General features: G+C 40.9%; 11 protein-coding genes. All 11 read right to left on the reverse strand.

All coding sequences use genetic code 11. From position 1 onward, the window contains the following. Positions 1–145: 145 nt before the first annotated feature. Positions 146–1,081 (reverse strand): dipeptidase, encoded by a 936-nt coding sequence (locus ACSR9O_RS00140; protein WP_491723775.1) that lies wholly within the window; start codon positions 1,079–1,081, stop codon positions 146–148. Positions 1,082–1,214: 133 nt separating this feature from the next. Beyond that, positions 1,215–1,475: a stage V sporulation protein SpoVS gene (spoVS, locus tag ACSR9O_RS00145; protein ID WP_029281188.1), complete on the reverse strand. Its 261-nt coding sequence runs from the start codon at positions 1,473–1,475 to the stop codon at positions 1,215–1,217. Positions 1,476–1,649: 174 nt separating this feature from the next. After that, complete coding sequence (locus ACSR9O_RS00150; RefSeq protein ID WP_101224705.1) at positions 1,650–2,447, reverse strand: TIGR00282 family metallophosphoesterase; 798 nt, start codon at positions 2,445–2,447, stop codon at positions 1,650–1,652. Between the two features lie 151 nt (positions 2,448–2,598). Beyond that, positions 2,599–4,158: a ribonuclease Y gene (gene rny / locus ACSR9O_RS00155; protein WP_063231807.1), complete on the reverse strand. Its 1,560-nt coding sequence runs from the start codon at positions 4,156–4,158 to the stop codon at positions 2,599–2,601. A 342-nt stretch (positions 4,159–4,500) separates the two neighbouring features. Continuing rightward, positions 4,501–5,547: a recombinase RecA gene (gene recA, locus ACSR9O_RS00160; protein WP_485891420.1), complete on the reverse strand. Its 1,047-nt coding sequence runs from the start codon at positions 5,545–5,547 to the stop codon at positions 4,501–4,503. Between the two features lie 348 nt (positions 5,548–5,895). After that, positions 5,896–7,128, reverse strand: coding sequence for a competence/damage-inducible protein A (locus ACSR9O_RS00165; protein ID WP_101224703.1), 1,233 nt, complete (start codon positions 7,126–7,128; stop codon positions 5,896–5,898). 23 nt (positions 7,129–7,151) lie between these two features. Continuing rightward, on the reverse strand, positions 7,152–7,736 hold the full coding sequence (gene pgsA / locus ACSR9O_RS00170) for a CDP-diacylglycerol--glycerol-3-phosphate 3-phosphatidyltransferase (protein WP_034313524.1): 585 nt from the start codon (positions 7,734–7,736) through the stop codon (positions 7,152–7,154). Positions 7,737–7,900: 164 nt separating this feature from the next. Then, the gene (locus ACSR9O_RS00175) at positions 7,901–8,806 is read right to left on the reverse strand and encodes a helix-turn-helix domain-containing protein (protein ID WP_232782996.1); all 906 of its coding nucleotides are present in this window, start codon (positions 8,804–8,806) and stop codon (positions 7,901–7,903) included. Positions 8,807–8,814: 8 nt separating this feature from the next. Further along, positions 8,815–9,606 carry a DUF3388 domain-containing protein gene (locus tag ACSR9O_RS00180; RefSeq protein WP_034313530.1) on the reverse strand — a complete coding sequence of 264 codons (792 nt, stop codon included), beginning with the start codon at positions 9,604–9,606 and terminating at the stop codon, positions 8,815–8,817. Positions 9,607–9,846: 240 nt separating this feature from the next. After that, positions 9,847–10,104 carry a DUF3243 domain-containing protein gene (locus ACSR9O_RS00185; protein WP_101224701.1) on the reverse strand — a complete coding sequence of 86 codons (258 nt, stop codon included), beginning with the start codon at positions 10,102–10,104 and terminating at the stop codon, positions 9,847–9,849. Between the two features lie 80 nt (positions 10,105–10,184). Next, positions 10,185–10,910 carry an elongation factor P 5-aminopentanone reductase gene (gene ymfI / locus ACSR9O_RS00190; RefSeq protein ID WP_101224700.1) on the reverse strand — a complete coding sequence of 242 codons (726 nt, stop codon included), beginning with the start codon at positions 10,908–10,910 and terminating at the stop codon, positions 10,185–10,187. Positions 10,911–10,915 lie beyond the last annotated feature (5 nt).

A 10,915-nucleotide genomic window follows, 5' to 3' on the forward strand; every position in this document is an offset into this window, starting at 1 on the left:
GTAAAATTATCGTTCTAATTTAGGAAAGGTGTACTAAACGCTTTCAATTCTATCGGTTAAATCATCAAATTGCAACCTTTTTGCTTTTATTTTTTATATTTTCAGAATATTTATTCATATCTTTATAGTAAGAATTGAAAATCACTTAAGATATTTCCTTTCCAAGCGGAAAATTACGAGTGAAATTATCAAAAAGGAGACCTTTTACAATCTCACTGGAATAAAGCCTGTTCAGTTCATTTATTAAGTTATGATAATCATTATATGACAATAAATTTTCTACCATATGATCGATTCCATCGAAGTCAGACCCTAATCCAATTTGTCTTTCCCCTCCCAAACTGCATATATGCTCAATATGTTTCAGGATATCCTTTATCGTAGCCGATTCACCATTTGCCAGAAATTGCGGGACAAAGGTTACGCCGATCACCCCATTTTTCTGTAAAAGGGCTTTTATCTGCCCGTCTTTTAAATTTCGCGGATGCGGACAAAGATGATAAGCATTCGAATGGGAGGCAATTGGGAATTTAGCCAAATTTAAGGTGTCCCAAAATCCCGCTTCGGATAAATGGGATAAATCGCACCAAATCGACTTCTCATTCAATTGCGCGACCACCTCGGTTCCAAACCCCGTCAAGCCGCCCCCTCTTGTTTCTAATGCCCCATCCGCTACCAAGTTGGCGTAATTCCAAGTTAGGCCTACGGAGGACACGCCAAGATGAATGAGGGTTTTCAGTTTCAACAAATCATTCCCGATGCAATCACACCCCTCCAAAGTAAGCATTGCACCTATTTCCTTTTCTTTTAAAGATTCGATGTCTGCCTTGGTCTTTATAAATTTCATTTCCGGCTCTGATAAAATCTTTTCATGAAAAATATCCACCATCGCCATAGCCGCTTGAAATCTCATATCAGGGTGGACTTTTTCAGGAATATATATTGCAAAACATTGGACCTTTCCCCCTTCATCCAATAATCCCCGCTTTGTTATATGTAATTTATCACTATTTGCAAATGAAATATCCGGATCGATGAACATCTTCATCAGTACATCACAATGGGCATCAAAAATTGTCAATGTAATCCCCCTTCCTGTGTCTTTTAATGATTCTATATTCCATTATAAAGGGATATGGATTTTTCGTCAGTTGGATTTCACGACAAAAAAGAGCCTGCTCGCCTTCCGACAAACAGGGCATCCAAACATGGAGTTATCTTGGTTCAATGATTAGTTTTATTGCCGTTCGTTCTTCGCCATCAATAAGTATATCTGTAAAGGCAGGAATACAAATCAAGTCAACTCCACTAGGTGCGACAAACCCTCTTGCGATTGCTACTGCCTTGACGGCTTGATTTAACGCACCTGCACCGATTGCTTGAATTTCGGCTGCTCCTCTTTCCCTGAGCACTCCCGCTAGTGCGCCTGCTACAGAATTAGGATTAGATTTTGCTGAAACTTTTAATATTTCCATTCCTAGTCCTCCTTGTTTTCCCTGCCGATTCTAACTTGGCTCAATAGTTATAACACTTTCCACTGCTACTATATTCATCAAGTAAAACTTGTATGACAAAGAAAACCGGGATTGTCCACCATTTATTAATGAATGGAAAAAAGGATGGCCAGTTTGACTGTCCATCCGTTCCAATCAATGATAAAAGGGGTGATCTTCGTTAATCAGTATCCTTTCTATTTTTTTAGCCTTGCCAGTTTTATCATCAATTTCAAGGAGTATCCCACTTAATAGGGTCCGCCCCTCTTTTGGCACTTCAAAACGAGCAGGAAGGCTAGTTAGGAACCGATGAATGACTGCATCTCTTCCCATACCAAGGATGCCATCATATGGTCCTGTCATGCCTACATCTGATATGTAAGCGGTGCCTCCAGGCAATATACGGTTATCTGCTGTCTGGACGTGTGTGTGTGTACCGACAACGGCTGTAACCTTCCCATCCAGGAACCACCCCATAGCCTGCTTCTCACTTGTAGCTTCTCCATGAAAATCGACAAAGATGATTGGTGTCTTTTTTTGAGCCTCCGCCACGAGTTCTTCAGCTTTTTTGAACGGACAATCCAAATCCGGCATGAATGTTCTCGCTTGCAAATTGATGACCGCTATTTCATACTGGTTCAATTTTAAAAATTTCATTCCTTCTCCAGGTGCCCCGTCTGGAAAGTTCGCTGGACGGACGAGATATTTCGCTTCATCAATAAAATTGAAGATATCACGATTATCCCATGTATGGTTTCCCATGGTCACCGCCTGTGCTCCCCACTCTAAAAAACTGCGGTAAATCTTTTCTGTAATCCCCCGGCCACTTGCTGCATTCTCGCCATTGATGACCGTGATGTGCGGACGATACTTTTCTTTTAACTTAGGAAGGTATTCTTGGATCATGTCACGACCAGGAGACCCCACCACATCTCCAATAAATAGCAATTTCATTGTAAAACCCTTTCTAGATTCACCTAATTATATGAATTATTCAAGTATGTATTGTAACATAATTTGGGGTAATTATAGGAATTACGCTTAACGATTAAAATCCGAAAAGAAAAAACGAAGTGGTTTGCACCACTTCGTTTTTCATTAACGATTATTTAGCGTATTCGACTGCTCTTGTTTCACGGATGACCGTGACTTTTATATGACCAGGGTAATCGAGCTCTTCTTCAATCCTTTTCCGGATATCACGTGCGAGTCGATGGGCCGAAAGATCATCAATTTGTTCTGGTTTCACTAGAATCCGCACTTCTCGTCCGGCTTGAATCGCAAATGATTTTTCCACTCCATCATAGGATTCGGAAATTTCCTCAAGTTTTTCAAGTCTTCTAATGTAATTTTCAAGCGTTTCACTTCTAGCTCCCGGTCTTGCAGCTGATAATGCATCAGCGGCAGCCACAAGCACTGAAATGATGGAAGTTGGTTCAGTATCGCCATGATGTGAAGCGATGCTGTTAATGACAGTTGGATGCTCTTTATATTTGGTTGCTAATTCAACGCCAATTTCAACGTGACTGCCTTCCACTTCATGATCAATCGCTTTCCCAATATCATGCAGTAAACCTGCACGGCGGGCAAGAACTTCATCCTCTCCAAGCTCAGCGGCCAGTAAACCTGAAAGCTGGGCCACTTCAATTGAATGTTTAAGTACGTTTTGCCCATAACTAGTACGGAACTTCAAACGACCTAGAATTTTGATGAGATCTGGATGGAGACCGTGAACTCCAACTTCAAAAGTCGTTTGTTCACCAATTTCACGAATATGTTCATCTACCTCACGTCTTGCTTTGTCAACCATTTCTTCAATGCGGGCCGGATGGATCCTTCCGTCCTGAACAAGTTTCTCAAGAGCCAAGCGTGCCGTTTCCCGTCTAATTGGATCGAATCCAGATAAAATGACAGCTTCAGGAGTATCATCGATAATAAGGTCAATACCTGTTAGCGTTTCTAACGTCCGGATATTTCGTCCTTCACGTCCGATTATCCGTCCTTTCATTTCATCGTTTGGAAGATTTACTACAGAAACGGTGGTTTCTGCAACATGATCAGCCGCACAACGCTGAATGGCAAGAGAAAGAACTTCTTTTGCTTTTTTATCAGCTTCTTCTTTGGCACGGGTATCACTTTCTTTAATCATAAGCGCTACATCGTGAGCAAGCTCGTTTTCCATTCGGTCTATAATGATTGCTTTAGCTTCTTCACGAGTTAAACCGGAAACACGTTCAAGCTCTGTTTGCTGCTTACGAACCGTCTCGTCCACTTTGCTTTCCATCTCTTCAATATGCTGTTGTCTTTGGTTTAGAGAATCTTCTTTTTTCTCCAAAAGGCTTTCACGTTTGTCTAACGTTTCATCCTTGCGGTCCAGATTCTCTTCTCTTTGCAATAACCGATTTTCTTGTTTTTGTAATTCGTTCCTTCTTTCACGGGCTTCCCGATCCGAATCGGCACGAACTTTATGAATTTCATCTTTTGCTTCCAACAAGGCTTCTTTCTTAAGTGCTTCCGCTTCACGTTTTGCATCCTCAAGGATGTGTTCAGCAGAGCCCTTTGCCCCTGCTATTTTACTCTCAAATTTTGATTTGTGAATAAAATAACCAACAACTGCACCGACGATTAGGCCAAGCAAAGTGAAGATGATTGTCATGGGTTCCATCGTTTCACCTCCCCTTGCTATGAACTTTTTACATAAAATGTTGAACTGTCGGCAAGTACATTGCACATAAATTCAATATACAGCACTTAATTTTCAAAATTTTAGTTTGAAAAATTGTAAAATATACATATTAATTGTATAGTTGAGAATTTTTATTGTCAAGCGTTTGTCCCTTATGTATCAATGATTATTCAAGTTTTCTCAATATCAACCATCATAATGTACAGCATTCTTTATGGAAAAGTTATTTCAATGCCATTTATTTCGCTGAAAATTTCACACTTTTCTCAAAATATATAGAAAAGGCCTAAGCGAACAAGCTTAGGCCTTTTCCAAATACCATTAATCAAGCAATTCAAAATGCTCTTCTGGTTCATTTTCTTCTGGCGGTAATTCATGCTCTCCATCGAGATTATAGTGATCTCTGATTTTCCGAGAAATTTCCTGAGCGATATCCTGATTTTCTTTCAAGAACAGCTTCGCATTTTCGCGGCCTTGTCCGACACGCTCTTCATTGTATGAATACCACGAGCCGCTTTTAAGGACGATATCAAGATCTGCACCCATATCGATGATTTCACCTTCCTGGGAAATCCCTTGACCATACATGATGTCAACTTCCGCTTGACGGAATGGTGGAGCAACCTTGTTTTTTACAACTTTGATTTTCGTTTTATTACCGACGATTTCATTACCCTGTTTTAATTGTTCCGCACGGCGCACTTCCAGACGAACAGTTGAATAGAACTTCAATGCCCGGCCTCCTGGAGTCGTTTCTGGATTCCCAAACATAACACCGATTTTTTCACGGACTTGGTTAATGAAAATGGCAATGGTATTTGATTTATTAATGGCACCAGACAGTTTTCTAAGCGCCTGGGACATCATCCGCGCTTGAAGACCCATATGGGAATCTCCCATTTCGCCTTCGATTTCAGCTTTAGGAACAAGTGCTGCCACCGAATCAATGACAATGATATCTACAGCTCCACTTCGAACTAATGCTTCAGCGATCTCCAAGGCCTGTTCACCCGTATCAGGCTGTGAAAGCAGTAAATCATCTATATTCACACCAAGTTTTTCTGAATATGCTGGATCTAAAGCATGCTCTGCATCAATGAATGCAGCCGTGCCGCCAGTCTTTTGTACTTCTGCAATAGCATGTAATGCAACAGTCGTTTTACCGGAGCTTTCAGGTCCATATATCTCAATGACCCGGCCTCTTGGATATCCGCCCACTCCCAATGCTACGTCCAATGCTAAAGAACCGCTTGAAATCGTTGAAATCCTACGATCAGACTGTTCCCCAAGTTTCATAATAGAACCTTTACCAAATTGTTTTTCAATTTGTTTTAATGCCATATCTAAAGCCGCTTGACGATCACTCACTCAATTTCCTCCTCTATATTCAAATAATCGGCTGTCCGATTAAAGGTGTACTTACGTTAGCAATTATTCGAGATCAAGGTTTGCATCCTGTCTCAAAACCTATCTTTACTATATACTCTTTTTACAATTTTGCCAAGCAAAAAGTCGAACATTCATTCGTTTTTTTCTTTCGGGGTATTCTCTGTAAAAAAGCGTTTTATCTTAAGGAAATCTCCATTTCCTTTCACTTTCTCCGTAAAAAAACCATTTTCATTGAATTAACTTTTTTCTTTTTTTCCCTATTTTTCAAGAAACAAACTTCTAAAACCAAATAAAAAGCAGAGCTGTAAATAGCTCTGCTTTTAGCGCTTATAAATCCCTTAATAGGTAATGACAGCCGTACTTCACACTCCGAATCCGGTTTTGCGCCCTGCTTCCGGAAAGATTCAACTCCTTGAAATGAGTGTTTCCATCCCGATAGGAAATGCCAATGAATACTGTCCCTACAGGCTTGCCTTCTTGTTCATCCGGACCTGCAACACCCGTAAAGCTTATGCCTACATCCGCATCGAGCTTGCTCCGGACATTAGAGGCCATTTCCATTGCACACTCACCGCTGACCACCCCATGCTCAGATATGGTATCATCGCTGACGCCAAGGACGTTCGACTTCGCATCATTCGTATAGCAGACAATTCCGCCTTTGAAGACTTTACCGGCGCCAGGTATGGTTGTCAGCTGTTCTTGGAACATCCCACCGGTCAAGCTTTCAGCTGCCGCAATTGAAAGCTTGCGGACCGTTAATTCTTTTACAAGTTCCTTTATTAGTGAAGTATTATCACTTCCATAGTGGAACTTACCGACCCTGCTAAGAATTTCTTTTTCCGCTTCTAAAATAAGCTCTTCGCATTTTTCTTTAGAAGAGTCTTTAGCGGTGATCCTTAACGTCACTTCCCCTTCGGCTGCCAGCGGAGCAATTGTCGGATTCGTTTGATTGACAAGAAGATCTTCAATCACCGTTTCCAGTTCGGCTTCACCTATACCGTAGAACCGAAGAACCTTGGAATCGATCCGTTCATGCTTTTCCAGTTTATTCATGATCTTTTCATAACCATAACTTAAAAACATCGGCTCCATCTCACTTGGCGGACCAGGGAGAAGCATATATGTAATCCCAGATTTGGACAAGACCATTCCCGGTGCCATGCCATGATCGTTTGCCAACACTTCACTGCCTTCTAAGACAAGGGCCTGTTTTTTGTTGTTTTCCGTCATCGGCCGTTCCCGTTTTTGGAAGTAAGCTTCAATGGAATGCAAAGCTTCATCATTAAAAACGAGCTTTTTCCCTATATGGCGAGCAATCGTTTCTTTCGTTAAATCATCTTTGGTAGGACCGAGTCCACCGGTAAAGACAATCAAGTTCGCCCTAGATTCAGCGATTTCTATAGCTTGTTGTAAACGGCGATCGTTATCCCCGACCACAGTATGGTAAAAAACGTTGATCCCCATTTCCGCAAACTGCTGCGATAAGAACCTTCCATTAGTGTTATTGATTTGTCCTAAAAGAAGCTCTGAGCCCACTGCAATGATTTCTGCATCCATCTTTTCAAAACCACCATTCGTTTTTACTTTGAATTAACAAATACTTCTTTGTTTTTTATAAAATAATCCAAGCCTGACCAGATTGTAAAGATTAATGCAATCCACAATGCGATATTGGCAAATGGAAGTGAAATTAGGGCAAATGGGAGGTTATGCAGCAATAAAGCCGAAATAGAAACAATTTGTGCCCATGTTTTTATTTTACCAAGCTGGTTCGCTGCAACCACTTCCCCTGTACCCGCTAGCACCAAACGCAATCCGGTGACTGCAAACTCGCGACTTATGATCACGATGGCAATCCATGATTGACCGTACATTAAATCTAGATCAACCAAAACGATTAAGGCAGCCGAAACCAGAAGCTTATCAGCCAGTGGATCTAAAAATTTCCCTAAATCAGTAATCATATTATATTTTCTGGCAAAATGGCCATCGATCCAATCCGTAGTGGAAGCAATAATAAAGAGGATGGCTCCAGCTAAGTGCGCCACTGGCAAACTGTATTCTCCCCACGTCAGCGTCCCCCATGAAAAAGGAACGAGCATGATGATTAAAAATACTGGTATTAAACAGATTCTTGCTACTGTAATCTTATTAGGCAGATTCAAAACTTTTACCTCCAAAATTTACGCCTGCCATTCGGGCCTGCGTCTTAGATCTAAAATACGCTTTTATGTATAATTTAACTCAAAATCCAATCTTATATGCCGGGTAATCCATTTCCCCGTCGCCTTACCATTAAATAGAGCAAAAATAGTCATCTATAAGATGACTATTCGGCTTTCGTAAATTGTATCGTAACCAATTGCGTATTCACTTCAGTCGGTGAAATGGAATACTCCAGCTTCTCATCATTCACATAAATCTCAGTTTCATATGCTCTGCCTATATTGATGACAGCTTCTTTTTCATTGGTGAAATCAATTTCCTGGCTTTTGTCCTTGTCGATAGTGCCCTGGAATAGTAATTTACCTTCACCATTTTTTATGCCGACCCATGGCGAGCCTTTTGAGGTCACCTTTAATTTAAAGGTATCGGTATTTTTTAATTCATACGTACTATTTTTACCGCTGGAACTTGTGACGGCAAGTTTTTGCTCTTTCTTTTCATCTTTGACAACTGCATCATCTTCATTCTTCTCATCAGATGACTCAGATTTTTCTTCCTGTTTTTTGTCTGCATTCTCTTTTTCTTCGTTAAACCCATCACTTTTATTGTAGCCCACAGCTTCATTCTCTTTAGCGTTCTTTTTATCATCATTATCAGGGTTACTCATATAATTCGATACCAGTACCCATATCAAAACGGCCGCACCAATTACTAAAACGACAGCCAGGATCTTCGGTAACATTTCAACAACCTTTGAATCTCCCGCCGGTATAGTTTTCCGGGATTGGACCCTTGAAAGCTGTTCTGGCAATTCCTCGCTATAGACTGATGGCACTTCACTTTTATATTGTTCGAAAATCTCTTCTGAATCCAGTCCGACCGCTTCACAATATTGCTTTATGAATGCCCGTACATAGAACTTTCCAGGCATCATACTGTAATTTCCCTCTTCAATGCCTATAAGGTAACGCTTTTGGATCTTCGTTAATTCCTGCAAATCTTCTAAGCTAAGGCCTTTGGCTTCCCTAGCTTCCTTTAATCGATTACCTAACTCAGTCAAATAAAACACCTGCCATTTTAAAAGTCAAAGGAACCAAAATCGGACCCTGAAAACTGGTCTTTTTGGTCGACAACTTCATATGTTATTTCTTCTTCAGGATTGTTTCGCAATTCAATAATATAATCAAAGTCTTCGAGGGTATACTCTGTATTTTGGACAAAAACATCTGGATGTTCGATTACTTTGACAGCATCAAGCCTCATTATTTCGCGAATCAACTGCCAATGACGCTCATTTGCACGGCGAGTGGAAACAATTCCATCTAAAATGAACAAATTATCATTATTATATTCATCCTCAATAAGCTGACTGCGGATAGTCTGCTTTAAAAGGGTCGATGACACAAACAACCATCTCTTATTAGCACATACACTCGAGGCTACGATGGATTCAGTTTTCCCGACACGAGGCATCCCTCGTATCCCGATCAATTTATGCCCTTCCTGTTTAAACAGCTCGGCCAGGAAATCGACAAGCAAGCCCAGTTCATCACGGACAAACCTAAAGGTGTTTTTCTCATCGGCATCGCGCTGAATATAACGTCCATGCCTGACTGCGAGGCGATCACGCAATTTAGGTTCCCTCAGCTTAATGACCTTTATCGTATCCATCGTACGGAGAATTGACTCGAATCTTTCTATATTACGGCTGTCTTTCGCCAACAAAAGTAAACCACGCCTGCCTTCATCGACCCCGTTAATGGTGATGATATTAATGGAAAGCATCCCCAGAAGGGATGAAATATCCCCTAATAAACCAGGACGGTTGACTTGGATTTCATATTCAAAATACCATTCTTTATTATCCACGATAACACTCCTTAAGCCTAAAAGCTTTTACCCTACTCAGGGGCAAAAAACTTATCCATCGTAAATTTCAAGGTCTGAACACTTTATATTAATTGTCTAGCTTCTATAATATAGCATTTCTTGATAAGTTAAAAGGAAAAACCCTAGAAAAATATTCATTTTTATATAAGAGGATAAATAATCATCCACTTAAATCCAAAAGGCCCTGTTATTTAATAACAGGGCCTTTGGAGGGATATTTTACTTCGTTCCATTGTTCTCGACTAACTTGACCATGACACTTGCCATAGCGTGTTTTTCTTGATCGCTTGCAACTGACCAAAGATCAGCAAGCACTTTCTCTTGATCGTTCTGGGGCTCAACCTGATTAGCCAGGTAATCACCGATTTCGAAAGCCAAGTTGTTAACAGCGCCTTCTGACAAGCCTTGTTGTTCACCTTGATGTAATCTGTCGCCTAAAAAGTTTTTCCATTGATCCCAATTGTCCAGTACAGACATGAATGGTCACCCTTTCCTTCAAAATAGTACATAGATATTTTGTGAAGGAACCGAGAAAATTATACATGTCTTTAAAAAAATCATGTGTACCATCCGCCATTTACGCCTAAAATTTGCCCGGTTATATAGGATGACTTGTCGGAAAGCAAATAGTATACGGCCTCCGCGACTTCTTTGGAATGCCCCATCCTGCCCATCGGGATATCTCCTTTGATGATCTCCAGATCTTCTGCACTGAAAGATTCGAGCATGGAAGTGGAAATCGCTCCGGGGGCAACGGCATTCACCCGGATTCCATTAAGTGAGACTTCTTTGCTAAGCGCCTTGATAAAAGCATTTTGACTGCCCTTGACCATTGAATATAATACTTCACAGGATGCACCTGTCTGCCCCCAAATCGATGTGACCGCAACGATGGCAGCCTGTTCTTGGTACATAAGCTTTGGAAGCAGTTCCTTTGTTAATTGGAAAGGGCTCGTTACATGCAGCTGCACCATTTCATTAACGATTTTCTCATCCATGTCAGATATTAGCCCATAATAGCTATTGCCACTATTGAGGACGATTGCATGGAGGGCAAAGATATTTTCCGCCAATTTCCTGAATCCATCCGGTGCAGCCAAATCCGCTTGAATCGGAATAAGTTCGACTTGATGGGGCTTCAGTTCTTCAATCAATTCAAGTATCGCTTCTTCATTGCTGTTATAATGTAAATAAAGTGAATAATTTTCCTCGGCGAGCTTTATAGCTATTTCCCGGCCGATTCCTCCACTGGCTCCAGTAATAAGGGCAAAACGTTTCCCCACATTCG

The organism is Peribacillus sp. B65, assembly GCF_058513295.1.